Origin of the sequence: Falsirhodobacter algicola, assembly GCF_018279165.1 — a bacterium.
In the GTDB taxonomy this organism is placed as follows: domain Bacteria; phylum Pseudomonadota; class Alphaproteobacteria; order Rhodobacterales; family Rhodobacteraceae; genus Falsirhodobacter; species Falsirhodobacter algicola.
Map to the genome: position 1 here is coordinate 779,689 of NZ_CP047289.1, position 24,879 is coordinate 804,567.

Below are 24,879 nucleotides of genomic sequence, written 5' to 3' on the forward strand. Positions count from 1 at the left end.
CAGGATCATGGCAGCAGAGCAGACAGGGCGTGTCCTCATCGTCGAGGACGAGCTTCTTGTGGCGATGATGATGGAATGCCACTTTCAGGATTTGGGATATGAGGTGATCGGCCCGGCGCTGCGGCTCGATCACGGGCTGGAGCTGGCGCGCAGCGCGGATCTGGATTTCGCGGTGCTGGACGTGAACCTCGGGGCCACGCTGTCCTTCCCGATCGCCGATGCGTTGGCGCGGCGCGACATCCCCTTCTGCTTCGCCACCGCCCATGGTCGCCTCTGCCCCGATCACCGCCATGCGGGCGTTCCGATGCTGGACAAGCCCTTCATGCTGGACGATCTGGAGGATGCGATGCGCAGCGCCACACGGATTGCGGCCTGAAAACGGCCCCGCATCCTTGCCGCAGGCGGATGCCTCGTCTAATCAGAGGGAAATGAGAGGCATTTCCCATGCGTATTCTGATCACGAACGATGACGGCATCAACGCGCCGGGCCTCGAGGTGCTGCACGAAATCGCGCAGGACATCGCCGGCACCACGGGCGAGGTATGGACCGTCGCCCCCGCGTTCGAGCAGTCGGGCGTCGGGCATTGCGTCAGCTACACGCACCCCATGCTCTTCTCGCAGTTGGGCGAACGGCGTTTCGCGGCCGAAGGCAGCCCCGCCGATTGCGTGTTGGCCGCCATCTACGAGGTGTTCGGCGGCGCGCGTCCGGACCTGATCCTGTCCGGGGTGAACCGCGGCAACAACTCGGCCGAGAATGTGCTCTATTCCGGCACCATCGGCGGGGCGATGGAAGGCGCGCTGCAGGGCGTGCCCGCGATCGCGCTGTCGCAGTATATGGGCCCCGGCACCCGCGCCCTCGCCGACCCGTTCGAAGCGGCGCGCACCCATGGCGCGACCCTCGTGCGCCGGCTTCTGGAGCGTGGGATGTGGGACGAGGCGGATTACCGGCTGTTCTACAACATCAACTTCCCCCCGGTCGCGGCGGCGGATGTCCAAGGTGTGCGCGTGGCCGCCCAAGGCTATCGGCGCGACAGCTTCTTTTCGACCGAGCCGCAGATCTCCCCCTCGGGGAAGCGCTTCGTCTGGATCAAGGGCGGCCCGCAAGGCACCACCGCCCCCGGAACCGACGCGGCCGTGAACCTCGATGGCTACATCTCGGTCACGCCGCTGCGCTGCGATCTGACGGCGCATGACAGCCTGAAGGAGCTGGAGGCCGCGCTTGCATGACCGGTGAGGAGGACGAAGATCCCGCGGAACGGCAGATGCGCTTTCTCTATGCCCTGCGCTCGCATGGCATAACGGATGGCCGTGTGCTGACGGCGATGGAAAAGATCGACCGCGGCGCCTTCATCCGGGGGCTGTTCGCGCAGCGCGCCTATGACGACACGCCCCTGCCCATCGCCTGCGGTCAGACGATCAGCCAGCCCTCGGTCGTGGGGCTGATGACGCAGGCGCTGTCGGTCAATGCGCGGGACAAGGTCTTGGAGGTGGGGACAGGCTCCGGCTATCAGGCCGCGATCCTCAGCCTTCTGGCGCGGCGGGTCTATACGGTGGACCGCTACCGCCGCCTCGTCCGCGAGGCGGAGGAGGTGTTCCGCGTCCTGAACCTGTCGAACATCACGACGATGGTGGGCGATGGCAGCCACGGCCTGCCCGAACAGGCCCCGTTCGACCGCATTCTTGTGACCGCCGCCGCCGAAGATCCGCCCGGGCCGTTATTGGCACAGTTGAAGATCGGCGGTATCATGGTGGTCCCTGTGGGCCAGACGGATACGGTCCAGACATTGATCAAGGTCACCCGCACCGAAGACGGCTTCGAATATGACGAACTGCGCTCCGTGCGGTTCGTCCCGCTGGTCGAAGGGCTGGGGGCGGAATGAAGGGCGGCGGACCCGCCGCGAGGGAAAGGTTGGAACGATGGTGATCTCTCATGGGCGGCTGCGCGCCGGAATGGTCCTGTCCGGCGTGGTGCTGCTGGCGGCATGTGCGCAGGGGCCGGTGGACTGGGATCTGCGCTCGGGCCTGAACACGGGCGCGGCGGCGACCAATGCCGCCTCGGACCGGCCGCAGCCGGATGCGCGCGGCGTCATCAGCTATCCGACCTATCAGGTGGCCGTGGCGCGTCAGGGCGATACCGTCACCAGCCTTGCACAGCGCGTCGGCGCCGATGCCGGTGAGATCGCCCGCTTCAACGCCATCGCCCCCGACACCGTTCTGCGCGGCGGCGAGGTTCTGGCCCTGCCGAGCGGCGCGGCCGCGCAGCCCGCCGTCGCGACCGCGCCCGTCTCGGGCCTGCAGACAAGCGCGATCGAGGTAACATCGCTCGATCCCGGCAGCGCGTCCGCACCGACACCGACGCAGGCCCCCACCAGCACCGCCAGCAGCGGCGCGCAACCTGCGCAGCACCGCGTGCAGCGGGGTGAGACGGCCTATTCCATCGCGCGGACCTACAACATCTCGCCGCGCGTGCTGGCGGATTGGAACGGGCTCGATTCGAACCTGTCGCTGCGCGAGGGTCAGGTTCTGCTGATCCCGGTGGATGGGGCGCAGGCCCCGGCCACGCCCGCCTCGGCCTCTGCCGCGACCCCGGCACCGGCCACGACGCCCGCAGCCGCCGCGCCTGCGCCGTCATCCTCGCGGCTTGCGATGCCCGCCAGCGGCAGCATCCTGCGCCCCTATTCCAAGGGCAAGAACGAGGGGATCGACATCGGTGCCGCCGCAGGATCGCCGGTGGTCGCCGCCGAATCCGGCACCGTCGCAGCGATTACGCGCGACACCGATCAAGTGCCGATCGTCGTGCTGCGCCACGACAACAACCTGCTGACGGTCTATGCCGGGATCGACAATGTCACGGTGGAACGCGGCGCATCGGTCAGCCGGGGCCAGCAATTCGCGACGGTGCGCAATGCCAGCCCGGCCTTCCTGCATTTCGAGGTCCGCAACGGCTTCGAAAGCGTCGATCCCGCGCCTTATCTGCCCTGATCGAGGCGCACGCCGCGCCGGGCCGCAAGGTCGGTGAAGAATTGCCACGCCACGCGGCCCGAGCGGGAGCCGCGTGTCGCCTGCCACTCGATCGCCTCGGCGCGCAGGGAATCGTCCGCCGCGATGCCGAAAGCCGCGCAATAGCCGTAGATCATCGCAAGGAAATCGTCCTGCGTGCAGGGATGGAAGCCCAGCCACAGCCCGAACCGGTCCGAGAGGGAGACTTTCTCTTCCACCGCTTCGGAGGGGCTGATCGCGCTCGACCGCTCGTTCTCGATCATGTCGCGCGGCATCAAATGCCGCCGGTTCGAGGTGGCATAGAGCACGACGTTCTGCGGCCGCCCCTCGATCCCGCCATCGAGCACCGCCTTCAGCGATTTATAGTGCTGATCGTCATGGCTGAAGGACAGATCGTCGAGGAACAGGACGAACCGGTGTTCGGACGCGCGCAGATGGGTCAGCAGACGCTGCACGCTGGGCAGATCCTCGCGCGAGAGCTCCACGAGTTTGAGCGGCAGCCCTTCGTCCAGAAGCGTGCCGTGGATCGCCTTCACCAGCGAGGATTTCCCCATGCCCCGCGCGCCCCAGAGAAGCGCGTTGTTGGCGGGCAGGCCTTGGGCAAAATGGCGCGTATTCTCCAGCAGGGTATCGCGCGCCCGGTCCACACCGATCAGCAGCCCCAGATCCACCCGGTCCACGCGCGCCACCGGATGCAAGCGGTCGGGGCCGGTCTGCCAGATGAAGGCATCGGCGGAATCCAGATCCGGCCGAGGCGGCGCGGGAGGGGACATCCGCTCCAGCGCCTCGGCGATCCGTGTCAGGTCTTCAGTCATTTCTTCGCACTGTCCTCGGTGTCGTCATCTTCGAACCACAGGCCCTCGGCCCGGAGTTGCGCCTCGCGCCGCGCCTCGATCCGGCGGATCAGGAAGATCGACACCTCGTAGAGCGGATAGATCGCGCAGAACAGGATCAGCTGGCTCATCACGTCGGGGGGCGTGGCGAAGGCCGACAGCAGCAGGATCGCCACCAGCGCATATTTGCGCACCGAGGCGAGCGCGTCGGCCGAGATGAGGCCCGATTTGCCCATCAGCGTCAGCAGCACCGGAAGCTGGAAGCAGAGGCCGAAGGCGAGGATGAACTTCATCGTCAGGCCGAGATATTCCTGAGCCGAGCCTTGGAACACGATCCCCGCATGCACCGCGCGGTCCGCCACATCCGAAGGCACCGGCGCGTCCTGCCCCTGCTGGAAGCCGAGGAAGAAATCGAAGGCCATCGGCAGGACGATGTAATAGCTGAAGGCCGCCCCGATCAGGAACATGATCGGCGATGCGAGGAGGAACGGCAGGAAGGCGCTTTTCTCGGACCGGTAGAGGCCGGGGGCGACGAAGCGCCACATTTGATAGCCGATGATCGGGAAGGCGAGGACGAGCCCGCCGAAGAAGGCGATGTTCACCGACACGAAGAAGCCTTCTTGCAGGCGGATCATAACCAGCCCGCAATCCTGCCCCCGCTGGGCCAGCGCATCACAGACCGGGTGCGACAGGAAGTTGAAGACGTGCCGCGCAAAGGGGAACACGATGCAGACCGCCGCCACATAGGCAAGAAGCGACCACAGCACGCGCGAGCGGAGTTCCTTCAGGTGTTCCACCAGCGGGGCGCTGCTGTCGTCGATCGTTTCCTCGCGGCTCATCTGTCGGTCTTCTTGGGATGGGGTTTTCGGGGAACGGGCTTGCGCTGCACCGTGGCGCTGTCCACCTTGCGGCGGCGCACCGGCTGCGGCCGCGGCCGGGCGGGCTGCTGGACCGGCGGGGCCTTCAGCGCCTCGGCGGCGGGGGGCGGCGCGGTCACGGCGGCGGCGGAATGGCGCACCTCCTCGGCCGCGGCGACATTCTGCGCGGGCGTCGTGCGGGATGCCCGCATCGGATCCCAGCTTTCGAATTTGGTCGCGGCGGTCTTCACCGCATCAAGGCCGAGCGCGCGCGCCGAAGTCGCCTTGCGCAGATCGCTGGCCACATCGTTCACGCCGCTTTCCTTGGCCGCATCCTCCATCGCGCGCGAGAATTCGCGGGCCATCGACCGGGCCTTCGCGGTGAAGCGCCCGATCTGGCGGAACATCTCGGGCAGGTCCTTGGGCCCGACCACGATCAATGCGATCGTCCCGATCAGGATAAGCTCGCTCCAGCCGATGTCGAACATGCCGCGATCAGACTTTCTTGCGCTCGGCCTCTTCGGGCGTCACGTCGCGGGCCTGATCGACCCGCTGGCGTTCGGCCTCGGTCTCGCTGTCGTTCACGCCTTTCTTGAAGGCCGTGATGCCTTTGCCCACCTCGCCCATGAGCGAGGACACCTTGCCGCGACCGAACAGCACAAGAACGATCACCGCGATCAGAAGAAGGCCCGGCAGGCCGATATTGTTAAGCATCTTGCCACTCCCTGCATCACCGCGCATGCGGTTTGCACCTATGTATGCATTTTCGCGGCCCGTTCAAAGCCCTTTCGGAACCGCGCCGATCACATCGTCAGGTTCGTCTCGCCGCCATCGACCAAGATGTTCTGCCCCACGATGAACCGCGCCTGCTGCGAGCAGAGGAACGCGCAGACCGCCCCGAAATCGGCCGGATCGCCGTAGCTAAGGGTCGGGATGGCCGCTTCGCCCCGGCGGCGGGCTTCGTCGATGTCCACGCCGTCGCGGGCCGCGCGCCCCTGATCCAGCGCATCCGAACGCGCCGTGGCATGGGTGCCGGGCAGGATGTTGTTCACCGTCACCCCATGCGGCGCGACCTGCCGCGCCGTCCCGGCGACATAACCCGTCAGCCCCGAACGCGCCGCATTCGACAGGCCAAGCTGCGCGATCGGCGCGCGCACCGATTTCGAGGTGATGTTGACCACCCGGCCCCAGCCCCGGTCGATCATGCCCGGCAGCAGCGCCGTCATCAGCGCGATCGGGGTCAGCATATTGGCATCGAGGGCCTTTTGAAAATCGCTCCGGTCCCAGTCGGACCACATGCCCGGAGGCGGCCCGCCGGCATTGGTCACGAGGATATCCACCCCGCCCGCAGCCGCCAGAACCCGCGCCTGCCCGTCCGGATCGGTGATGTCGGCGGCGACGGTCTGCACCTCGACGCCGTGGCGGCGCAGACGCGCTGCGGCCTCCTCCAGCGGGGCGGCGTTGCGGGCATTCAGCACGAGCGCGACCCCTGCCCGCGCCAATGCCTCGGCGCAGCCGAACCCGAGCCCCTTCGATCCGGCGCAGACCAGCGCCCGTTTTCCCGCGATTCCCAGATCCATCCCGTCTCTCCCTTACTGGACGCGCGATGCGCCGTGCTGTATGTCGCGGCCATGCTGGACAACCGCCCGACCCTTCCGCCCGAAATTGCCCGACGCCGGACCTTTGCGATCATCTCGCATCCCGACGCCGGAAAAACAACATTGACCGAAAAGTTCCTGCTGTTCGGCGGTGCGATCCAGATGGCCGGACAGGTCCGCGCCAAGGGCGAGGCGCGCCGCACACGGTCCGACTTCATGAAGATGGAGCAGGATCGCGGCATCTCCGTCTCCGCCTCGGCCATGTCATTCGAGTTCGGGCCTTATCGGTTCAACCTCGTCGACACGCCCGGCCACAGCGACTTTTCCGAAGACACCTACCGGACGCTGACGGCGGTCGATGCCGCGATCATGGTGATCGACGGCGCGAAGGGCGTCGAATCCCAGACGCGCAAGCTCTTCGAGGTTTGCCGCCTGCGCGATCTGCCGATCCTGACCTTCTGCAACAAGATGGACCGCGAATCCCGCGATGTGTTCGAGATCATCGACGAGATTCAGGAGAACCTTGCCATCGACGTGGCCCCGGCCTCGTGGCCGATCGGCATGGGCCGCGATTTCGTCGGGGCCTACGATCTTCTGCATGATCGGCTGGAGATCATGGACCGGGCCGACCGCAACAAGGTCGCCGAATCCATCAAGATCACCGGCCTCGACGATCCGCGCCTTGCCGATCACATTCCTGCCGACCTTCTGACGAAGTTCCGCGAAGAGATCGAGATGGCGCGCGAGCTGCTGCCCCGCTTCGACCGGCAAGCCTTCCTCGAGGGGCATATGACGCCGATCTGGTTCGGCTCGGCCATCAACTCGTTCGGGGTGAAGGAACTGATGGACGGCATGGGCGAATACGGCCCCGAGCCGCAGCCCCAGACCGCCAAGGAACGCCAGCTCGACGCCGGCGAGACCAAGGTCGCGGGCTTCGTGTTCAAGGTGCAGGCCAATATGGACCCCAAGCACCGCGACCGCGTGGCCTTCGTGCGCCTTGCCTCGGGGCATTTTGAACGCGGGATGAAGCTGCTGCATGTCCGCTCCAAGAAGCAGATGGCGGTGTCGAACCCCGTGCTGTTCCTTGCCGCCGACCGCGAACTGGCCGAAGAGGCTTGGGCCGGCGACATCATCGGCATTCCGAACCACGGCCAGCTTCGCATCGGCGACGCCCTGACCGAGGGTGAGGCGCTGCATTTCACCGGCATCCCCTCATTTGCGCCCGAACTGCTGCAAGGCGTGCGCGCGGGCGATCCGATGAAGGCCAAGCACCTCGAAAAGGCGCTGATGCAATTCGCCGAGGAAGGCGCGGCCAAGGTCTTCAAGCCCATGATCGGCTCCGGCTTCATCGTGGGCGTCGTGGGCGCGCTGCAGTTCGAGGTTCTGGCCAGCCGGATCGAACAGGAATACTCCCTGCCCGTCCGGTTCGAGCCGTCGCAATTCTCCTCCGCCCGCTGGGTGCAGGGGCCGAAGACGGCGGTGGAAAAGCTGGTGAACGTCAACAAGGGCCATATAGCGACGGACAGCGATGGCGACACCGTGTTCCTGACGCGCCTGCAATGGGACATCGACCGCGTGGTCCGCGATCACCCGGATATCCGGCTGACCGCCACCAAAGAGATGATGGTCTGATCCATGCCCACCTATCCCGGCGCACCCGACACCCTGATCTACAGGTGGCAGAAGCGCCGGAGCCGGATGGACCTTGGCCCCGGAGAGGATCTGCCGCTGGACGCCGACCTTGCGGCGCTGGCGGCGATGCCGGTCGGGCCGGACCCCTTCCCCGAGTCCTCCTCCGGGCATGCCGTGAAGGCGCGCGCGCTGCGCGAGGAATTCGCGGCGGGCACCGAACTTCATCTGCTGAACGGGCTGCTGATCGCCCATCTGCGCAAGCGGCGCTTTCCGCGCGGGGCGCGCAACCTGTTCCACCGCATCTGGGTGGAACAGGGCGAGGTGCTGTGCCGGCAGCTCCCCTCGCGCTGGCTGATCTCGTCGCTGATCACATTCGGCGATCACGGCCAGACCGAGGGGGAGCGGCGGCTTGGCCTGTCGCTCGGGGTCCTGTTCTCGACGATGAAGCTTTATGAGCATGAGCGTCTGCGCTCGGGCCGCGATGCCTCGACCCCGTTTCAAAAGGCGGGCGGCGGCAGCCTGCCCCTTGACATGCCCGGCTTTGCGCTGCGCAGCGGTGGGCTCGACATCAACCTTTTGGCCCCCCTTTGGCAGGCCGCGCTGGCCGAACCCGTCGCCGGCCCCCCGGCCCAAGAGGTTCTGACGCGCCTGAACGACGATCCCCGCGGGCTTTTCGCGCGTCTGCAACGCATGCGCGGCACGGACAGAGACGTGGAAACTTGACGTTTTCGTGTTTTTGCAATAACTGACACACGGGCCGGTTCGGCCAGTGACGCCGGGACGCCCTCGGAAAATGCACGCGTCCCTTCATCCCTTGCGGTCCGATACCGCAACCACAGGACGCAGATGACGAAATTCTCCGACCTCGCGCTTGACCCCCGCGTGCTGAAAGCCGTTCAGGAAGCGGGCTATGAATCGCCGACGCCCATTCAGGCGCAGGCCATCCCCCACGCGCTGGAGGGCAAGGACGTGCTGGGCATCGCCCAGACGGGTACTGGCAAGACGGCCAGCTTCACCCTGCCCATGATCACCCTGCTGGGCAAAGGGCGCGCCCGCGCCCGCATGCCGCGCAGCCTCGTGCTGGCCCCGACGCGGGAGCTTGCGGCGCAGGTGGCCGAAAACTTCGACACCTATGCCAAGCATACCAAGCTGACGAAGGCCCTGCTGATCGGCGGCGTTTCCTTCGGGGAGCAGGACAAGCTGATCGACCGCGGCGTGGACGTGCTGATCGCAACGCCCGGCCGCCTTCTGGACCATTTCGAACGCGGCAAGCTGCTGCTTCAGGGTGTTCAGATCATGGTCGTCGACGAGGCGGACCGGATGCTCGACATGGGGTTCATCCCCGACATCGAACGCATCTTCAGCCTGACGCCCTTCACCCGCCAGACCTTCTTCTATTCGGCCACCATGGCCCCGGAGATCGAGCGGATCACCAACACCTTCCTGCAGAACGCGGTGAAGATCGAGGTGGCGCGTCAGAACTCCACCTCCGCCACGATCGAGCAGAAGCTGATCGCCGTCACGCCGAGCCGCAAGGACCGCAGCGCCGCCGACAAACGGCAGGTTCTGCGTGAATTGATCCGGGCCGAGGGCGCGCAATGCACCAACGCCATCATCTTCTGCAACCGGAAGATCGAGGTGGATGTCGTCGTGAAATCGCTGAAGGCGCATGGCTTCAACGCTGGCGCGATCCACGGCGATCTGGACCAGCGTCAGCGCATGGCGACGCTGGACGGGTTCCGCGAAGGTTCGTTGCAGCTTCTGGTGGCGTCGGACGTGGCGGCGCGCGGGCTCGATGTGCCCTCGGTCAGCCATGTCTTCAACTTCGACGTGCCGACCCACCCGGAGGATTACGTCCACCGCATCGGCCGGACCGGCCGCGCAGGCCGCAAGGGCAAAGCCTTCACGCTAGCGACCCCGGCGGACGAGAAATACGTGACCGCGATCGAAACGCTCGTCGGTCAGGCGATCCCGAAGGATGAGGCCCCGGCCGAAGCCGCCGCACCCGCTCCGGCACCGCGCGCGGAACCCGCGCCCGACCAGCCCGCAGCCGAACCCCGGTCGCGGTCGCGCAGCCGCCGGAAATCAGACCGGTCCGAACCGCAAAACGAGGCGCCGACGCCGGCACTGCAAGCTCCGGCGCAATCGAACGGCCCGGTGGTGGGCCTTGGCGATCATGTGCCAGAGTTTCTGCTGCGCAGCTTCGCGCTGCCCCCCCGCGACGACGCGGATCAGGATTGAAAAAAGGCCCCCAATCGGGGGCCTTTTCTTATTCGTCCTGCAGGCGGGATATGGTGACGGTGGTTTCCGGTTTCTTACCGATCTCCACCACGCCGATCTGCCGGACCATGCGCCGCAGCGCCTCTTCCAGACGATCGTCGTTGTTCAGCAGCTTCGCGCCCGCGCCTTCGAGATATTCCGTCAATTCCCGTTCGAGCGTTTCCGACAGGATGCCGCCGCTCTGGCCACGCTCGGGAAGGCCCATGACCTCCACCCAGACATCGCCCAGAAGATCGTCGCTCTCGTCCAAGATGACGTTGATCATCACATGGCCGTTCAGCGCCAGACGGATCCGATCGCGCACCACGCCGTCGAAGGCCCCGATCAGGATCGAGCCGTCGAGGTAGCTGCGCCGCGTCTCCACCCGCTCCACGATCTTGGGGGCATCGCCCGTCAGATCGATCATCGCGCCGTTCGTGACCAGAAGCGAGCGCGTGCCGCCTTCGGCCCCGACCCGCGCATGTTCGCGCAGATGGCGGTGTTCACCATGCATCGGGATCAGCAGTTCCGGTTTCACGACGGAATGGACCGTGACCAGATCGGGACGGTTCGCATGGCCCGAAACGTGGTAAAGACCGCCCGCATCGTCCTGAAGATCAACGCCTTTTTCGGAAAGCGCGTTCATGATCCGGCCAACTTCGCGCTCATTGCCCGGAATGGTCCGCGAGGAGAAGAGGAAGAGATCCCCCTCCTTCAGTTCGATCCCGAGATATTTGCCGCGGGCCAGTTGGGCCGACGCTGCGCGCCGTTCCCCCTGAGAGCCGGTGACGATCAGCAGCACGTTGTCGCGCGGCATCTCCAGCACTTGCTCGGGGCTGATGGTCGGCGGGAAATCCTGAAGGATGCCCGTCTCGGTCGCCGTGGCGACCATGCGGCGCATCGCGCGGCCCAGAAGGCAGACCGACCGCCCCGAGGCGCGGGCCGCTTCGGCCAAGGTCTTCAGGCGCGCGACGTTCGACGCGAAGGTTGTCGCCACGACCATTCCGCGTGCCCCACCGATCAGCTCGCGCAGCGGGCCGGTCAGCGTGCTTTCCGAACGGCCCGGATGCTGCGTGAAGATATTGGTGGAATCGCACATCAGCGCCTTCACCGGACGTTCCTCGGCGATGGCGGCATAGGTCGCGGGGTCCCACGGCTCCCCCACCACCGGCGCGGGATCGAGCTTGAAGTCGCCCGTATGCAGCACGCGGCCGGCCGGGCTGTCGATCACCAGCGCAGAGCTTTCGGGCACCGAATGGCTGATCGGTACGAACTGAACCGAGAACGGCCCCGCCTCCACGACATCGGGACGCGCCTCGACCGTGGTGATCGTGTCCTTCGGCAGGCCTTGATCTTCCAGCTTGTACCGGCCGATCGCGGCGGTGAAGCGGCGCGCATAGACCGGCGCCTTCAGCTTCGGCCACATATGCGCCAGCGCGCCGATGTGATCTTCGTGCGCGTGGGTGATGAAGATCGCCTCGATCTGGTCGGCGCGTTTCTCCAGCCACGACACGTCGGGCATGATCAGGTCGATGCCGGGCGTCGTGTCCATGTCGGGGAATGTCACGCCCAGATCCACGACGATCAGACGCTCCCGCCCCGGAAGCCCGTAGCCATAGACGTAACAGTTCATGCCGATCTCCCCTGCGCCGCCAAGGGGAAGGTAGATCAGCCGTTCATCCGTCATGTGTTGTCCAGTTCCTGGTTGTGTTGGTGGATCAGCACCAGACCCCACATGGTCAGATCGCCTTCCACAGTATCAAATAGGTCGAAGCCCTGATCGAACAAAGGGGCAAGTCCGCCCGTCGCGATAACCTTCTGCGGACGCTCTCGCTCCCGCCGGATCTCGCGGACGATCCCTTCGACAAGGCCTATATAGCCCCAATACACGCCCGACTGCATGCAGGCCACAGTATTCTTGCCGATCGTCACCGCCGGGCGCGAGACATCGACATGCGGCAGCGCCGCTGCCGCCATGTGCAGCGCCTCGAGGCTGAGGTTCACGCCGGGTGCGATGACGCCGCCGATATAGGCGCCGTCATGGTCCACCACGTCGAACGTCGTCGCCGTTCCGAAATCGACGATGATCAGATCGCCGCCATGCCGTTCATAGCCCGCGACGGTGTTCACCAGCCGGTCCGGCCCCACCGTCGTGCCCTGATCGACGCGCGGCGCGACCGGCAGCGCGCAATCGGGCCGCCCGACGACCAGCGGCCGGCAATCGAAATAGCGGTTGCAAAGAACGCGCAGGTTGAACACCACCCGCGGCGCCGTGGACGAGATGATGACATCCGTCACCGGCTCCGTCACGCCGCCAAGCTGCATCAGCGAGGTGAGCCAGACGAAATATTCATCGGCCGTGCGGGTGTGGTCCGTGGACAGGCGCCACGTTCCGGTGAACTGGCTGCCGTCCCAGGTGGAGAACACCGTGTTCGTATTGCCGCAATCAATGGTAAGGAGCATCGGGAGTGTTCCGGAAGAAAATGTCGGCGGCCGGGATCAGCATGATGCCGGTCGAGGTACGAAGTTCCAGCGCGCCGCTGTCGTCGATCCCCTCGAAGATCCCCTCATGCACCTCGGTCATGGTGCGGGCCGTGATGGGCGCCCCCAAATGGGCGCAGGAGGACAGAAACGCCTTGCGCACCGGGCCGAAGCCCTGCGCCAGCTCTGCCTGCCATCGCTGCATGGCGGGGGCGAGATGGGACAGAAGCTGCGCGGGCGTGATGCGCTGGCCCGTCTCCTCCAAAAGGCTGGTGGGCGGAAGGGCGCGGGTTTCTACGGCCTCGGCAGGTGGGGCACCGATCAGGTTCACGCCCATGCCGATGGCCAGACGGTCATGACGACGCTCCAGCAGGATCCCGGACAGCTTGCGGCCGTTCAGAAGCACATCGTTCGGCCATTTCAGTCGAAAGATCCCCTCCATCCCGGTGACGGCGACACAGGCATCGCGCAGCGCAAGCGCCGCGGCGAAGGACAAAAGCGCCGTCCGTTCGGGCGGAAGGTCGGGTTCGAGGATCAGGCTGCCGTAGAAATTGCCGCGCGGGCTGACCCAGTTGCGCCCGCGGCGGCCGCGGCCGGCCGTCTGCTCTTCGGCAACCACCCAAGCCGGTACGCGCGGCAGCAGGAACCCGTAGGTGTTCGTGCTGTCGACCGTCGGAAGCAGATGACGGTCGACAGCCTCCGGCCAATCAGCGGACAAGGGTTTGTGCGGCCAAGGCGGCTGCGGAGTCGACGCCGAACAGGTTGACCACGCCCAGAAGCACCAGCGCAGCCGACCCCATCAGCACGACCCACGGCACCGTCCCCATCCCGCGATCGAGCTGCGATTCCTCGCGGCCGAAGTACATCAGGAACACGACCCGCAGGTAGTAATATGCCCCGATGACCGACCCGATCACCGCCGCGATGGCAAGCCATGCCATACCGGCATCGACGGCAGCCTGCAGGATGTAGAACTTGGCGAAGAACCCGATGAACGGGGGAACGCCCGCAAGGCTGAAGAAGATCACCAGAAGCGCCAGCGCCTTCAGCGGCTCGCGCTGCGAATACATGCTGAGCGCGTCGATCCGCGTGACCGGGATACCGTCGGTCCGCATGCAAAGGATGAAGGCGAAGGCGCCGACGTTCATCGTGACATAGATCGCAAGGTAGATCAGCATCGACTGCACGCCGATCGCCGTACCAGCGGCCAGACCGACCATCGCGTAACCCATATGCGCGATGGAGGAATAGGCCATCAGGCGTTTGATGTCACGCTGCCCGATCGCCGCGATGGAGCCGACGAAAATCGACAGCACCGCCAGAAGCGCCACCACCTGCGACCAATCGCTCGTGACCGTGCCGAAGGCATCGAACATCAGACGCGCGATCAGTGCCAGACCCGCAACCTTGGGCGCGGTCGCAAAGAAGGCGGTGACCGGGGTCGGTGCGCCCTCATACACGTCCGGCGTCCACATGTGGAACGGAGCCGCCGAAATCTTGAACCCAAGACCGGCCAACATGAACATCAGACCAAACAGCAGCCCCAGCGGCATTTGCGCATCTACTACCGAGAGGATACCGGCGAAATCCGTCGTGCCCGCATAGCCATAGGTCAGCGACGCCCCATAGAGGAACATCCCCGACGAGAGCGAACCGAGCACGAAGTACTTCATCCCCGCTTCGGACGAACGGGCGCTGTCGCGGCGGAAGCTGGCAACGACATAAAGCGCCAGCGATTGCAGCTCGAGCCCCATATAGAGGGTGATAAGATCCCCGGCGGACACCGTCACCATCATCCCCACGACCGCGAGCGCGATCAGGATCGGATATTCGAAGCGCATCAACGCGCGCCGTTTCAGATAATCCTGACCGAGGACCAGCACGATGGCGGCCGACAGCAGGATCAGGATCTTGGTGAACCGTGCGAAGGAATCGTCCACCAGCATCCCGTCGAAGGCGACATAGGTGCCGCTGCGCACACCCAGCCCGAAGGCCAGCAGCACGAAGACGGCGGCCGTCGTCCACAGCAAGGCGCCCGCAGCGCGGTCCTTGCCGAGGAACGCCCCGCACATCAGCGCCAGAAGCGCCCAGACCGACAGAAGGAATTCCGGCAGGGCGGTTGAGAAATCGGCTTGGGTCATGGGGCGTCCCTCAGTTCAACGCGGCCTGCGTGGTGTCGCCGCCCACGGCAAGGGCGGCCTCATAAGTCTGGGTCAGTCGCGCGACTGCGGCGCCCGTCACATCCGTCACCAGCGCGGGATAGAACCCGAGCACCAGCACCAGCGCGGCAAGCGGGGCGAAGATCGCCCGTTCCCGCCGGTCGAGATCGGAGATCATCTTCAGCGCTTCGCGGATCAGATCCCCGAACACCACACGGCGGTAGAGATAGAGCGCGTAGCAGGCCGACAGGATGATCCCCGTCGTCGCCACCAGCGCCACCCATGTGTTCACTTGGAACACACCGACCAGCGTCAGGAATTCACCGACGAAGCCCGAAGTGCCCGGCAGGCCGACATTGGCCATGGTGAAGAACATGAAGATCAGCGCGAAGGTCGGCATCCGGTTCACGAGTCCGCCGAGGGCCGCGACTTCGGTGACGCGCGTCCGCTCGATCAGCGCGCCGACACAGAGGAACAGCGCCGCCGAGACGAACCCGTGCGAGATCATCTGGAAGATCGCACCATCGACGCCCTGACGGTTCGCGGCAAAGATGCCCATGGTGACGAAGCCCATATGCGCGATCGACGAATAGGCGATCAGGCGCTTCATCTCGGTCTGGACCATCGCGACGAGCGAGGCATAGACGATCGCGATCGCCGACAGCCACAGGGCCAGTTCCGACATCGTGTCGGCCCCGACCGGGAACATCGGCAGCGCGAACCGCAGAAGACCATAGCCGCCCATCTTCACGAGGATCGCCGAGAAGACGACGGTGCCGGCGGTCGGCGCCTCGTCATAGGCGACGGGCTGCCATGTGTGCAGCGGCCACATCGGGATCTTCACCGCAAAGGCCGCGAAGAACCCGAGGAACAGGAGCGTCTGCACACCGCCCGTGATGGTGATGCCCATGACCGCCATCGGCGAGGAGGAGAAGTCATGCGCCATCAGCGCGACGACATCCGTGGTCCCCGCCTCGAAATACATGGCCACCATCGCGACCAGCATCAGAACCGACCCGAGGAACGTATAGAGGAAGAACTTCAGCGCCGCATAGGTGCGGTTCGTCCCGCCCCAGACGCCGATGATGATGAAGGCCGGGATCAGCGTCGCTTCGAAGAAGATGTAGAACAGCACGAGGTCCAGCGCGCAGAACACGCCGAGGATCAGCGTTTCCAGAACGAGGAACGCGATCATGTATTCCTTCACGCGGTGCGTCACCTTCCAGCAGGAGGCAATGACCAGCGGCATCAGCGTCGTCGTCAGCAGAACAAACAGCACCGAGATGCCGTCGACGCCCATCTTGTAGCGCAGGCCGCCGATCCATGCGCGGTCCTCCAAGAACTGGAAGCCCGGATTGCCGTTGTCGAAGCCCGCATAGACGAAGAGCGAGATAAGGAACGTTGCCGTGGTGGCCAGCATCGCCAGCCATTTGGCATTGCGCCGCGCCGCCTCGTCATCGCCGCGTAGGAAGACGGCGAGGATGAAGGCCGCGATGGCCGGGATGAAGGTGATGATGGAAAGTAGGTTGCCCATGATCTTACCGCGCCCCTCCCGAAAGCGACATCCAGGTGACAAGGATCGCGATACCCACGACCATGGCGAAGGCATAGTGGAAGACGTAACCGGTCTGCGCGCGGGTCACGATCCGCGTCAGCGCCGGGATGAGGCCCGTAGCGATGCCGTTGACCGAACCATCGATCAGACCATCATCGCCGCGCTTCCAGAAGACGTCACCGAGCCGGCGCGCCGGACGCACGAAGATACGATCGTAAAGCTCGTCCACATACCACTTGTTGAGCAGCAGGGCATAAAGGCCGGCCATGCTCCGCGCCATCCGCATGGGAAGGAGCGGCTGGCGGACATACATCACCCAAGCCACGATCAGCCCCGTCAGCATCGCGATGAAGGGCGCGAGCGACACCAGCGCCGGGATCTCATGCGCTTCATGCAGGGCATGGTTGCCGGGGGCCAGTGCCAATGCGGTGCCGAACCATTCGCGGACGGTCTCTTCCTCGCCGAAGAAGGCATTGGCCCAGATCATACCGGCGAAGATCGCGCCGAGCGACAGGACCACGAGCGGGATCAACATCACACGCGGGGCCTCATGGGCATGGGCATGCACCTCGGCCTTGCCGCGCGCCTGACCGAAGAAGGTCAGGAACATCAGACGCCACGAATAGAACGAGGTCAGCGCCGCCGCGATCACCAGAAGCCAGAAGTCAATGGACGAGCCGAGCCAGCTAACCTCGATCACGGCATCCTTCGACACGAAGCCCGCGAAACCGATGCCGGTGAACGGAATACCGACGCCGGTGATGGCGAGGGTGCCGATCAGCATCGCCCAGAACGTCACCGGCAGCTTGTGCCGCAGGCCACCATAGGCGCGCAGATCCTGTTCGTGGTGCATCGCATGGATGACCGAACCGGCCCCAAGGAACAGCAGCGCCTTGAAGAAGGCGTGCGTCATCAAATGGAACATCGCCACCGAATAGACGCCCGTCCCCGCGGCAACGAACATATAGCCCAGCTGCGAGCAGGTCGAATAGGCGATCACGCGTTTGATGTCGGTCTGCACGAGGCCGATCGTCGCGGCGAAGATGGCCGTCAGCGCGCCGATCACGACGACTAGCGTCTGTGCGGCCGGAGCGACCTCGAACACCGGCGACATGCGGCAGACGAGGAAGACACCGGCGGTGACCATGGTCGCTGCGTGGATCAGTGCCGACACCGGGGTCGGCCCCTCCATCGCATCGGCGAGCCAGGTGTGCAGGCCGAGCTGCGCCGACTTGCCCATCGCACCGATGAACAGCAGAACGCCGACGACGTTGGCCGCGCTCCAGTCGATGCCGAGGAAGCCGATGCGCATCTGCCCGATATCGGAGGCGAAGATGTCATCGAACCGAACCGAGTCCGTCAGGAAGAAGAGCGCTGCGATCCCCAGCATGAAGCCGAAATCGCCGACACGGTTGACGACGAACGCCTTGATAGCCGCCGCATTCGCCGAAGGCTTGCGGTAATAGAACCCAACGAGGAGATAGGACGCGAGGCCCACGCCCTCCCAGCCGAAGAACAGTTGCACGAGGTTGTCCGAGGTCACCAGCGCAAGCATCGCGAAGGTGAAGAGCGACAGATAGGCGAAGAAGCGGGCCTTGTAATGCTCCCGCTCGCGGAAGTTCTCGTCATGGGCCATGTAGCCGAAGCTGTAGAGGTGCACGAGCGCCGAGACGGTCGTCACGACGACGAGCATCACCGTGGTCAGGCGATCCACCCGGATCGCCCAATCGGACGACAGGCTGCCGCTTTCGACGAAGCGCATCAGGACGATGCGAACCGTCTCGCCGTCGAAGCCGAGGAACACGATCCAGCTGAGCAGGGCCGCCAGAAAGACCAGAGCCGTCGCGACGACCTGCCCCGCGAATTCCCCGATCCCGCGCCAGCAGAAGCCACAGATCAGCGCGCCGACCAGCGGCGCCAGAAGAATGATGGTCGTCATCGCCTCAGCCCTTCATCACGTTGACGTCTTCCACGTCGATGGAGCCTTTGTTGCGGAAGAAGGTCACGAGGATCGCAAGTCCGATCGCCGCCTCCGCCGCCGCCACCGTCAGCACGAACATCGTGAAGATCTGCCCCGTCAGGTCCCCGAGATAGCTCGAGAAGGCGACGAGGTTGATGTTCACCGCCAGCAGCATCAGTTCGATCGACATCAGGATGGCGATCACGTTCCTGCGGTTCAGGAAGATGCCGAAGATCCCGACGACGAACAGCGCCGCGCCGACCGTGAGGTAATGTTCCAGTCCCACCATGTTCTTATCCTTCCCGGATCAGAGGCCCTGCCCCGGTTTCATGTCTTTCAGCTCCACCGACTTGGCCGGATCGCGCCACATCTGCTGCAGAGCGTTCTGGCGCTTCACGTCGGTCCGGTGCCGCAGCGTCAGCACGATCGCGCCGATCATCGCCACCATCAGGATCAGCCCCGCCAGTTGGAACAGCAGCAGATACCGGTCATAGAGCACGAGGCCGATGGCCCGCGTATTGTCGATCTGCATCATGTCGGGCGTCACGCTGCGGCGCAGTTCCAGCGCGCCATCGGCCTGCGTCCATGCGCCGAACCCGATCAGGAGTTGCGCCAGAAGGATCACGCCGATCAGCGCGGCCAGCGGGACGTATTTCGCCATCTCGCCCTTCAGCGCGCCGAAATCGACATCCAGCATCATGACGACGAACAGGAACAGCACGGCCACCGCGCCGACATAGACGATGATCAGCAGCATCGCCACGAACTCCGCGCCCAAGAGGACGAACAGCCCGGCCGACGACAGGAAGGCAAGGATCAGCCACAGCACCGAATGCACCGGGTTGCGGGCGATCGTCACGAACAGCGCGGCGATGACGGCCACGACGGCGAAGGCGTAGAACGCGAATACGGTCATGTCGGCCTCCTTACCTGTAGGGCGCGTCGATTTCGAGGTTGCGGGCGATCTCGGCTTCCCAACGGGCGCCGTTATCAAGCAGCTTCTGCTTGTCGTAGAACAGCTCTTCCCGCGTCTCGGTGGAGAATTCGAAGTTCGGCCCCTCGACGATCGCATCGACCGGGCATGCCTCTTGGCAGAAACCGCAATAGATGCACTTCGTCATGTCGATGTCGTAGCGCGTGGTGCGGCGGCTGCCGTCGTCGCGCGGCTCGGCGTCGATGGTGATCGCCTGTGCGGGGCAGACGGCCTCGCACAGTTTGCACGCGATGCACCGCTCTTCGCCATTGGGATAGCGGCGCAGCGCATGTTCACCGCGGAAACGAGGCGATAGCGGCCCCTTTTCGTGCGGGTAGTTGATCGTCTCCTTCGGGGCGAAGAAGTATTTAAACCCCAGCCCGAAGCCTTTGATGAAATCCATCAGCAGGAAATAGCGGGTCGCGCGGCCCCAATCGATGCTCTGAGCCATGTCAGCCTCCCATCGCCCAGCGAGCCCAGAACCCGCCGAACACTTCGAACTTTGCCAGGAACGCGATCAGCACGACCCAGCCCACCGAGATCGGAAGGAACACCTTCCAGCCGATCCGCATCAGTTGGTCGTAGCGATAGCGCGGCGTGATCGCCTTCACCATGGCGAACATGAAGAAGAAGAACGCCATTTTTGCGACCATCCATAGCGCACCGTCCGGCAGACCGGGAATGGGCGAGAGCCAGCCACCGAAGAACAGCAGGCTGATCAGCGCGCACATCAGGAAGATGGCGATGTATTCGCCGGCCATGAACAGCAGGAACGCGGTCGCCGAATATTCCACCTGATAGCCGGCCACAAGCTCGGACTCGGCTTCCGGAAGGTCGAAGGGCGGACGGTTCGTCTCGGCCAGCGCCGAGATGAAGAACAGCACGACCATCGGCAGATGCGGCAGCCAGTACCAGTTCAGAAGGCCGAAATCACCGTCCTGCGCCCGAACGATCGCCCCGAAGCTCATGGAGCCGGTGGAGATGATCACCCCGATGATGATCAAACCCAGCGACACCTCGTAGGAGATCATCTGCGCCGCCGAGCGGAGCGAGCCGAGGAACGGGTATTTGGAGTTTGACGCCCAGCCCCCCATGATGACGCCATACACCTCCAGCGAGGAGGCCGCGAACACGAAGAGAACGGCGACGTTGATGTCGGCCAGCACCCATGTGTTTTCGAACGGGATCACCGCGAAGGCCAGCATGGCCAGCGTGAAGGACAGGATCGGCGCGAGGAAGAAGACGAAGCGGTCCGCCCCGGCGGGCACCACGACTTCCTTCACCACATATTTCAGCGCGTCGGCGAAGGTCTGGAGCAGCCCCCAAGGACCGACCACGTTCGGCCCGCGGCGCATCTGCACGGCGGCCCAGATCTTGCGGTCGCCATAGACCATGAAGATCAGCGAAATCATCACAAAGGCGATGACGCCAAGGCCTTGCAGCGCCGCCAGAAGCGTCATGCCCAGCCCGGTTTGCAGAAAATCGGCCATGATGCCCCCTTACGCCGTCGGAATCGACCGGGCCGCACAGGCGGCGACGGTCTTGGTCGCTTCGATCACCGAGGAGCCGGTCGGCTTCTCCGTCGAGGCGGTGTATACGGCATTCGCCGTCCAGGTGCGCCCCCCTTTGGAGGTCGTCGTGCGAATTCTCTGCACATAGGGCAGATCTTTCGCCTCGGCCTGACCGGCGGCCAGGCAATCGGTATAGGTGTCGATATCCGTCACGGCACGCGGCTGACGGATGCGCGCGGTGATGGCGATGAAGCCCTCGCCCAGATCCTCGCCCGTACCGCCGAGATAGATCGGATCCGCCACGGGATCCTCTCCCTCGGTCGGGGCGGGGATCTCGCGCGGCAGCGGTGCGCAGGCAGCCAAGGCGAGCATTGCGAGCACCCCCCGCTTCATTCCGCAGCCAGCGGCGCAGCCGCCCGCGCCGCCGCCAGCGACGACAGTTCCGCCATCAGCACCGACGCCCGCGCGACCGGGTTCGTCAGATAGAAGTCGCGGATCACCGGACGGAAATCGGCCTTTGCAGGCTCGCGCAGCTCGAGCGGCTGCCAAGCATTCTCGGCCACCTCGTCGATGCGGCCCAGATGCGGAACCGCCTCCACCAGCTTGCCCCGCAGCTGCCCCAGCGTGTCGAAGGGCAGCGTCGCGCCCAGTTCGGAGGACAGCGCCCGCAGGATCGCCCAGTTTTCCTTGGCATCGCCCGGCGGGAAGCCCGCGCGCAGCGCCAGTTGCGGCCGACCTTCGGTGTTCACGAAAAGGCCGTTCTCTTCGGTATAGGCGGCACCCGGCAGGATGATGTCGGCGCGGTGCGCGCCGCGGTCGCCGTGGCTGCCCTGATAGATCACAAACGGACCCGGAGCGATGTCGATCTCATCGGCGCCGAGGTTGTAGACCACCTCCGCCCCGTCGAGCGCGGCGGACAGCCCGCCTTCGGTCACGGCCCCCACATCGAGCGCGCCGACGCGGCTTGCCGCCGTGTGCAGCACCAGAAGCTTTGCCCCGGTCGCGGCGCAATAGGCCATGGCCTGCGACAGGACGGCCTCGCCATCGGCTTCGTTCAATGCGCCCTGACCGACGATGACGATGCCACCGCTTTCGGCTTCGGCATTGGCCACGAGGCGGGACAGGCTGTCGCGCCCGGCGCCCAGATGCTCGTACTCATAGGTCAGATCGGTGGCCGCCCCGACCAGCCCGACCGATGCGCCCAGCAGCCACGCCTTGCGGATGCGCGCGTTCAGAACCGGCGCTTCGAGGCGCGGATCCGTGCCGATCAGCAGGATGCGTTTCGCGTCGTCCAGATCTTCGATGCGCGCCGTGCCGACATAGGCCGAACGGTTGCCGGCCGGCAGACGTGCACCATCGGTCCGGCATTCCACCTTGCCGCCCTGCCCTTCGATCAGCAGTTTCAGCGCGAAGGCCGCTTCCACCGGCGCCAGATCCCCGACGAGGCCCGCAACGCGGCGGCCCTTCATCGCGCTGGCCGCGGCGCGCAGCGCCTCGCCCCATGTGGCGCGGCGCAGCTTGCCGCCTTCGCGGATATACGGCATGTCGAGGCGCTGGCGGCGCAGACCATCCCAGATGAAGCGGGACTTGTCGCTGATCCACTCCTCGTTCACGCCGTCATGGTTGCGCGGCAGGATGCGCATCACTTCGCGCCCCTTCGTGTCCACCCGGATGTTCGAGCCGAGGCCGTCCATCACGTCCACGCTCTCGGTCTTGGTCAACTCCCACGGGCGGGCGGTGTAGGCATAAGGCTTCGAGGTCAGCGCGCCCACCGGGCACAGGTCAATGATGTTGCCCTGAAGGTTCGAATCCAGCGTCTGGTTCAGATAGGAGGTGATCTCCGCATCCTCGCCGCGACCGGTCTGGCCCATCTGGCTGATGCCCGCGACCTCGGTCGTGAAGCGGACGCAGCGCGTGCAGGAGATGCAGCGCGTCATCGCCGTCTTTACCAGCGGGCCGAGGTTCAATTCCTCGGCGGCGCGCTTGGGTTCGCGGTAGCGGGAGAAGTCGACGCCATAGGCCATCGCCTGATCCTGCAGATCGCACTCCCCCCCCTGATCGCAGATCGGGCAATCGAGCGGGTGGTTGATGAGCAGGAACTCCATCACCCCCTCGCGCGCCTTCTTGACCATGGGCGAGTTGGTCTTGACCACCGGCGGCTCGCCGTTGGGGCCGGGACGCAGATCCTTGATCTGCATGGCGCAGGAGGCGGTCGGCTTCGGCGGGCCGCCCACGACCTCCACGAGGCACATCCGGCAGTTGCCCGCGATGGACAGCCGCTCGTGATAGCAGAAGCGCGGAACTTCGAGGCCCGCGAATTCCGCGGCCTGAAGTATGGTCAGCGACGCGTCGAGCTCCAGCTCCTCGCCGTCAATGACGATTTTTCTGAGGTTGCTCATCAGCTCGATCCTCCAGTTTGGCAGGCGCCTGGAAAAATCCAGTTCGGTGCGTCGTAGCGACCAACGGCCGCCGGGTTGAAGCGCAGCATGCGTTCGGTGCAGGCCCGCACGGCGACATCCTTCGCCAGCTTGCCCTGATCATAACGGAGCGGGTCCGTCGGGTTGTAGATCGCGACGGTGATCCCCTCGATGGGTTCGGCACCGTTGCGTGTAATCATATGGCCGAAGCCGGCAGGGCGCAGCACGGACACGAAGGGACCATGCTGCAGGCTTGGCGCGGGGTCGCGCGGCGGCTGGCCGGCGCAGGCGCCAAGCGCCCCCAGCAGGACCGTAGCCGTTATGCCACGCGCGACGTTCATTCCGCTGCCATCGCCCCCATGCGGCCGGTCCGTTTGGCCTTGATGCGGTCTTCGATCTCTTCGCGGAAATGCCGCACGAGGCCTTGGATCGGCCATGCCGCCGCATCGCCGAGGGCGCAGATGGTATGACCCTCGATCTGCTTGGTGACGTTGATCAGCATGTCGATCTCCTCCACCTCGGCCTCGCCAGTCACGAGCCGGTCCATGACGCGCATCATCCAGCCCGTGCCTTCACGGCAAGGCGTGCACTGCCCGCAGCTTTCGTGCTTGAAGAACTTCGACAGCCGCCAGATCGCCTTGATGACATCGGTGGACTGATCCATCACGATCATGCAGGCCGTCCCGAACGAGGACCGGTTTTCCCGCATCCAATCGTAATCCATCAGCGCGTCTTCGCACAGATGGGCCGGGAGGATGGGGCAGCTCGCGCCGCCCGGAATGACCGCCTTTAGGTTCTTCCAACCGCCGCGAACGCCGCCGCCATGCCGCTCGATCAGCTCGCGCATGGGGATCGACATCGCCTCTTCGACGACGCAGGGCGTGTTGACGTGGCCGGTCATGGCAAAGAGCTTCACGCCCGTGTTGTTCGGCCGCCCGAAGCTGGAATACCAATCGGCGCCGCGCCGCAGGATCGTCGGCACGACCGAGATCGATTCCACGTTGTTCACCGTGGTCGGGCAGCCATAGAGCCCCGCGCCCGCCGGGAACGGCGGCTTCATGCGCGGCATCCCCTTCTTGCCCTCGAGGCTTTCCAGAAGCGCCGTTTCTTCGCCGCAGATATAGGCGCCCGCCCCGTGATGCAGATAGACATCGAAATCATAGCCGGAGCCGCAGGCGTTCTTGCCGAGATAGCCCGCGTCATACGCTTCGTCGATGGCGGCCTGCAGGCTTTCCTTTTCGCGGATGTATTCGCCGCGGATGTAGATATAGGCGGCCACGGCCCCCATCGCGAAACCGGCGATCAGGCACCCTTCCACCAGATGGTGCGGGTCATGGCGCAGGATCTCGCGGTCCTTGCAGGTCGCGGGTTCGGATTCGTCGGCATTGACCACGAGGTAGGACGGACGGCCATCCGATTCCTTGGGCATGAACGACCATTTCAGGCCGGTCGGGAAACCCGCCCCACCGCGGCCGCGCAGACCGCTGGCCTTGATCTGGTCGATGATCCAACCGCGCCCATTGGCCAGAAGGCCGCCGGTATTGTCCCACAGCCCACGCTTGCGCGCGCCCGCTATGGTGCGATCATACATCCCGTAGATGTTGCGGAAGATCCGGTCTTCATCCTTGAGCATCTTTCAGCCCC

At 65.1% G+C, this 24,879-nt stretch carries 26 protein-coding genes; 7 read left to right on the forward strand and 19 right to left on the reverse strand.

Annotated features, from left to right (window positions below; genetic code table 11):
- Window positions 1-7: 7 nt before the first annotated feature.
- The 4 genes from GR316_RS03935 to GR316_RS03950 all read left to right on the forward strand — a co-directional run bounded on the left by GR316_RS03935 (window position 8) and on the right by GR316_RS03950 (window position 2,982).
- Complete coding sequence (locus GR316_RS03935; RefSeq protein WP_211784742.1) at window positions 8-376, forward strand: response regulator; 369 nt, start codon at window positions 8-10, stop codon at window positions 374-376.
- 68 nt (window positions 377-444) lie between these two features.
- Window positions 445-1,227: a 5'/3'-nucleotidase SurE gene (gene surE, locus GR316_RS03940; RefSeq protein WP_211784743.1), complete on the forward strand. Its 783-nt coding sequence runs from the start codon at window positions 445-447 to the stop codon at window positions 1,225-1,227.
- Window positions 1,224-1,880, forward strand: coding sequence for a protein-L-isoaspartate(D-aspartate) O-methyltransferase (locus GR316_RS03945; RefSeq protein ID WP_211784744.1), 657 nt, complete (start codon window positions 1,224-1,226; stop codon window positions 1,878-1,880). The genes surE and GR316_RS03945 overlap by 4 nt, the downstream gene beginning before the upstream one ends.
- A 37-nt stretch (window positions 1,881-1,917) precedes the next feature.
- Entirely contained in the window at window positions 1,918-2,982 is a 1,065-nt protein-coding gene (locus GR316_RS03950; protein WP_211784745.1) for a M23 family metallopeptidase, read from the forward strand.
- Here GR316_RS03950 and GR316_RS03955 read toward each other — a convergent pair.
- The 5 genes from GR316_RS03955 to GR316_RS03975 all read right to left on the reverse strand — a co-directional run bounded on the left by GR316_RS03955 (window position 2,970) and on the right by GR316_RS03975 (window position 6,270).
- Window positions 2,970-3,815 carry an ATP-binding protein gene (locus GR316_RS03955; protein WP_211784746.1) on the reverse strand — a complete coding sequence of 282 codons (846 nt, stop codon included), beginning with the start codon at window positions 3,813-3,815 and terminating at the stop codon, window positions 2,970-2,972. The two genes, GR316_RS03950 and GR316_RS03955, sit on opposite strands and share 13 nt — an antisense overlap.
- A complete protein-coding gene (gene tatC, locus GR316_RS03960; RefSeq protein ID WP_211784747.1) occupies window positions 3,812-4,672 on the reverse strand; it encodes a twin-arginine translocase subunit TatC in 861 nt (286 codons plus the stop codon). Before tatC ends, GR316_RS03955 begins: the two co-directional genes overlap by 4 nt.
- The gene (gene tatB, locus GR316_RS03965) at window positions 4,669-5,178 is read right to left on the reverse strand and encodes a Sec-independent protein translocase protein TatB (protein ID WP_211784748.1); all 510 of its coding nucleotides are present in this window, start codon (window positions 5,176-5,178) and stop codon (window positions 4,669-4,671) included. Before tatB ends, tatC begins: the two co-directional genes overlap by 4 nt.
- Before the next feature lie 7 nt (window positions 5,179-5,185).
- A complete protein-coding gene (gene tatA, locus GR316_RS03970) occupies window positions 5,186-5,404 on the reverse strand; it encodes a twin-arginine translocase TatA/TatE family subunit (protein WP_211784749.1) in 219 nt (72 codons plus the stop codon).
- Between the two features lie 89 nt (window positions 5,405-5,493).
- A complete protein-coding gene (locus GR316_RS03975) occupies window positions 5,494-6,270 on the reverse strand; it encodes an SDR family oxidoreductase (RefSeq protein ID WP_211784750.1) in 777 nt (258 codons plus the stop codon).
- A gap of 51 nt (window positions 6,271-6,321) precedes the next feature.
- On the opposite strand from GR316_RS03975, the gene GR316_RS03980 reads away from it, so the two are divergent.
- The 3 genes from GR316_RS03980 to GR316_RS03990 all read left to right on the forward strand — a co-directional run bounded on the left by GR316_RS03980 (window position 6,322) and on the right by GR316_RS03990 (window position 10,161).
- The gene (locus GR316_RS03980) at window positions 6,322-7,920 is read left to right on the forward strand and encodes a peptide chain release factor 3 (protein WP_211784751.1); all 1,599 of its coding nucleotides are present in this window, start codon (window positions 6,322-6,324) and stop codon (window positions 7,918-7,920) included.
- Between the two features lie 3 nt (window positions 7,921-7,923).
- Window positions 7,924-8,643 (forward strand): hypothetical protein, encoded by a 720-nt coding sequence (locus GR316_RS03985; protein ID WP_211784752.1) that lies wholly within the window; start codon window positions 7,924-7,926, stop codon window positions 8,641-8,643.
- 123 nt (window positions 8,644-8,766) lie between these two features.
- Window positions 8,767-10,161 (forward strand): DEAD/DEAH box helicase, encoded by a 1,395-nt coding sequence (locus GR316_RS03990; RefSeq protein ID WP_211784753.1) that lies wholly within the window; start codon window positions 8,767-8,769, stop codon window positions 10,159-10,161.
- A 28-nt stretch (window positions 10,162-10,189) separates the two neighbouring features.
- Here GR316_RS03990 and GR316_RS03995 read toward each other — a convergent pair whose 3' ends face one another.
- From GR316_RS03995 to nuoF, 14 genes are read right to left on the reverse strand one after another with little or no spacing between them, the layout of a single operon-like run.
- Window positions 10,190-11,866 (reverse strand): ribonuclease J, encoded by a 1,677-nt coding sequence (locus GR316_RS03995; RefSeq protein ID WP_211784754.1) that lies wholly within the window; start codon window positions 11,864-11,866, stop codon window positions 10,190-10,192.
- Window positions 11,863-12,642, reverse strand: coding sequence for a type III pantothenate kinase (locus GR316_RS04000; RefSeq protein WP_211784755.1), 780 nt, complete (start codon window positions 12,640-12,642; stop codon window positions 11,863-11,865). The genes GR316_RS03995 and GR316_RS04000 overlap by 4 nt, the downstream gene beginning before the upstream one ends.
- Window positions 12,626-13,378: a biotin--[acetyl-CoA-carboxylase] ligase gene (locus tag GR316_RS04005; protein WP_211784756.1), complete on the reverse strand. Its 753-nt coding sequence runs from the start codon at window positions 13,376-13,378 to the stop codon at window positions 12,626-12,628. The genes GR316_RS04000 and GR316_RS04005 overlap by 17 nt, the downstream gene beginning before the upstream one ends.
- Window positions 13,368-14,801 (reverse strand): NADH-quinone oxidoreductase subunit NuoN, encoded by a 1,434-nt coding sequence (nuoN, locus tag GR316_RS04010; RefSeq protein WP_211784757.1) that lies wholly within the window; start codon window positions 14,799-14,801, stop codon window positions 13,368-13,370. The genes GR316_RS04005 and nuoN overlap by 11 nt, the downstream gene beginning before the upstream one ends.
- 10 nt (window positions 14,802-14,811) lie before the next feature.
- The gene (locus GR316_RS04015) at window positions 14,812-16,353 is read right to left on the reverse strand and encodes an NADH-quinone oxidoreductase subunit M (RefSeq protein WP_211784758.1); all 1,542 of its coding nucleotides are present in this window, start codon (window positions 16,351-16,353) and stop codon (window positions 14,812-14,814) included.
- Between the two features lie 4 nt (window positions 16,354-16,357).
- Window positions 16,358-18,313, reverse strand: a complete 1,956-nt coding sequence (gene nuoL, locus GR316_RS04020; protein ID WP_211784759.1) for an NADH-quinone oxidoreductase subunit L — start codon at window positions 18,311-18,313, stop codon at window positions 16,358-16,360.
- Window positions 18,314-18,317: 4 nt separating this feature from the next.
- On the reverse strand, window positions 18,318-18,623 hold the full coding sequence (gene nuoK / locus GR316_RS04025) for an NADH-quinone oxidoreductase subunit NuoK (protein ID WP_211784760.1): 306 nt from the start codon (window positions 18,621-18,623) through the stop codon (window positions 18,318-18,320).
- Between the two features lie 18 nt (window positions 18,624-18,641).
- A complete protein-coding gene (locus tag GR316_RS04030; protein ID WP_211784761.1) occupies window positions 18,642-19,250 on the reverse strand; it encodes an NADH-quinone oxidoreductase subunit J in 609 nt (202 codons plus the stop codon).
- 10 nt (window positions 19,251-19,260) lie between these two features.
- Window positions 19,261-19,758, reverse strand: a complete 498-nt coding sequence (gene nuoI, locus GR316_RS04035) for an NADH-quinone oxidoreductase subunit NuoI (RefSeq protein ID WP_211784762.1) — start codon at window positions 19,756-19,758, stop codon at window positions 19,261-19,263.
- A gap of 1 nt (window position 19,759) precedes the next feature.
- Window positions 19,760-20,797, reverse strand: coding sequence for an NADH-quinone oxidoreductase subunit NuoH (gene nuoH, locus GR316_RS04040; protein ID WP_211784763.1), 1,038 nt, complete (start codon window positions 20,795-20,797; stop codon window positions 19,760-19,762).
- Window positions 20,798-20,806: 9 nt separating this feature from the next.
- Window positions 20,807-21,199 carry a hypothetical protein gene (locus GR316_RS04045; protein WP_211784764.1) on the reverse strand — a complete coding sequence of 131 codons (393 nt, stop codon included), beginning with the start codon at window positions 21,197-21,199 and terminating at the stop codon, window positions 20,807-20,809.
- An 8-nt stretch (window positions 21,200-21,207) separates the two neighbouring features.
- The gene (nuoG, locus tag GR316_RS04050; protein WP_211784765.1) at window positions 21,208-23,217 is read right to left on the reverse strand and encodes an NADH-quinone oxidoreductase subunit NuoG; all 2,010 of its coding nucleotides are present in this window, start codon (window positions 23,215-23,217) and stop codon (window positions 21,208-21,210) included.
- Window positions 23,217-23,576, reverse strand: coding sequence for a hypothetical protein (locus GR316_RS04055; protein WP_211784766.1), 360 nt, complete (start codon window positions 23,574-23,576; stop codon window positions 23,217-23,219). The genes nuoG and GR316_RS04055 overlap by 1 nt, the downstream gene beginning before the upstream one ends.
- Window positions 23,573-24,868, reverse strand: a complete 1,296-nt coding sequence (nuoF, locus tag GR316_RS04060; protein WP_211784767.1) for an NADH-quinone oxidoreductase subunit NuoF — start codon at window positions 24,866-24,868, stop codon at window positions 23,573-23,575. The genes GR316_RS04055 and nuoF overlap by 4 nt, the downstream gene beginning before the upstream one ends.
- Between the last annotated feature and the right edge of the window lie 11 nt (window positions 24,869-24,879).

What these genes read in the sequence shown, in the direction of transcription:
- GR316_RS03985 (WP_211784752.1), top strand. Translation starts at nt 7,924, where the DNA reads ATGCCCACCTATCCCGGCGCACCCGACACCCTGATCTACAGGTGGCAG.
- nuoK (WP_211784760.1), bottom strand. Translation starts at nt 18,623, where the DNA reads ATGGTGGGACTGGAACATTACCTCACGGTCGGCGCGGCGCTGTTCGTC.
- tatC (WP_211784747.1), bottom strand. Translation starts at nt 4,672, where the DNA reads ATGAGCCGCGAGGAAACGATCGACGACAGCAGCGCCCCGCTGGTGGAA.
- GR316_RS03950 (WP_211784745.1), top strand. Translation starts at nt 1,918, where the DNA reads ATGGTGATCTCTCATGGGCGGCTGCGCGCCGGAATGGTCCTGTCCGGC.
- nuoG (WP_211784765.1), bottom strand. Translation starts at nt 23,217, where the DNA reads ATGAGCAACCTCAGAAAAATCGTCATTGACGGCGAGGAGCTGGAGCTC.
- GR316_RS04000 (WP_211784755.1), bottom strand. Translation starts at nt 12,642, where the DNA reads ATGCTCCTTACCATTGATTGCGGCAATACGAACACGGTGTTCTCCACC.
- GR316_RS03955 (WP_211784746.1), bottom strand. Translation starts at nt 3,815, where the DNA reads ATGACTGAAGACCTGACACGGATCGCCGAGGCGCTGGAGCGGATGTCC.
- tatB (WP_211784748.1), bottom strand. Translation starts at nt 5,178, where the DNA reads ATGTTCGACATCGGCTGGAGCGAGCTTATCCTGATCGGGACGATCGCA.
- GR316_RS03990 (WP_211784753.1), top strand. Translation starts at nt 8,767, where the DNA reads ATGACGAAATTCTCCGACCTCGCGCTTGACCCCCGCGTGCTGAAAGCC.
- tatA (WP_211784749.1), bottom strand. Translation starts at nt 5,404, where the DNA reads ATGCTTAACAATATCGGCCTGCCGGGCCTTCTTCTGATCGCGGTGATC.
- nuoF (WP_211784767.1), bottom strand. Translation starts at nt 24,868, where the DNA reads ATGCTCAAGGATGAAGACCGGATCTTCCGCAACATCTACGGGATGTAT.
- surE (WP_211784743.1), top strand. Translation starts at nt 445, where the DNA reads ATGCGTATTCTGATCACGAACGATGACGGCATCAACGCGCCGGGCCTC.
- GR316_RS03995 (WP_211784754.1), bottom strand. Translation starts at nt 11,866, where the DNA reads ATGACGGATGAACGGCTGATCTACCTTCCCCTTGGCGGCGCAGGGGAG.
- GR316_RS03945 (WP_211784744.1), top strand. Translation starts at nt 1,224, where the DNA reads ATGACCGGTGAGGAGGACGAAGATCCCGCGGAACGGCAGATGCGCTTT.
- GR316_RS04030 (WP_211784761.1), bottom strand. Translation starts at nt 19,250, where the DNA reads ATGACCGTATTCGCGTTCTACGCCTTCGCCGTCGTGGCCGTCATCGCC.
- nuoL (WP_211784759.1), bottom strand. Translation starts at nt 18,313, where the DNA reads ATGACGACCATCATTCTTCTGGCGCCGCTGGTCGGCGCGCTGATCTGT.
- GR316_RS04055 (WP_211784766.1), bottom strand. Translation starts at nt 23,576, where the DNA reads ATGAACGTCGCGCGTGGCATAACGGCTACGGTCCTGCTGGGGGCGCTT.
- GR316_RS04015 (WP_211784758.1), bottom strand. Translation starts at nt 16,353, where the DNA reads ATGGGCAACCTACTTTCCATCATCACCTTCATCCCGGCCATCGCGGCC.
- GR316_RS03975 (WP_211784750.1), bottom strand. Translation starts at nt 6,270, where the DNA reads ATGGATCTGGGAATCGCGGGAAAACGGGCGCTGGTCTGCGCCGGATCG.
- nuoH (WP_211784763.1), bottom strand. Translation starts at nt 20,797, where the DNA reads ATGGCCGATTTTCTGCAAACCGGGCTGGGCATGACGCTTCTGGCGGCG.
- nuoI (WP_211784762.1), bottom strand. Translation starts at nt 19,758, where the DNA reads ATGGCTCAGAGCATCGATTGGGGCCGCGCGACCCGCTATTTCCTGCTG.
- GR316_RS03935 (WP_211784742.1), top strand. Translation starts at nt 8, where the DNA reads ATGGCAGCAGAGCAGACAGGGCGTGTCCTCATCGTCGAGGACGAGCTT.
- nuoN (WP_211784757.1), bottom strand. Translation starts at nt 14,801, where the DNA reads ATGACCCAAGCCGATTTCTCAACCGCCCTGCCGGAATTCCTTCTGTCG.
- GR316_RS03980 (WP_211784751.1), top strand. Translation starts at nt 6,322, where the DNA reads ATGCTGGACAACCGCCCGACCCTTCCGCCCGAAATTGCCCGACGCCGG.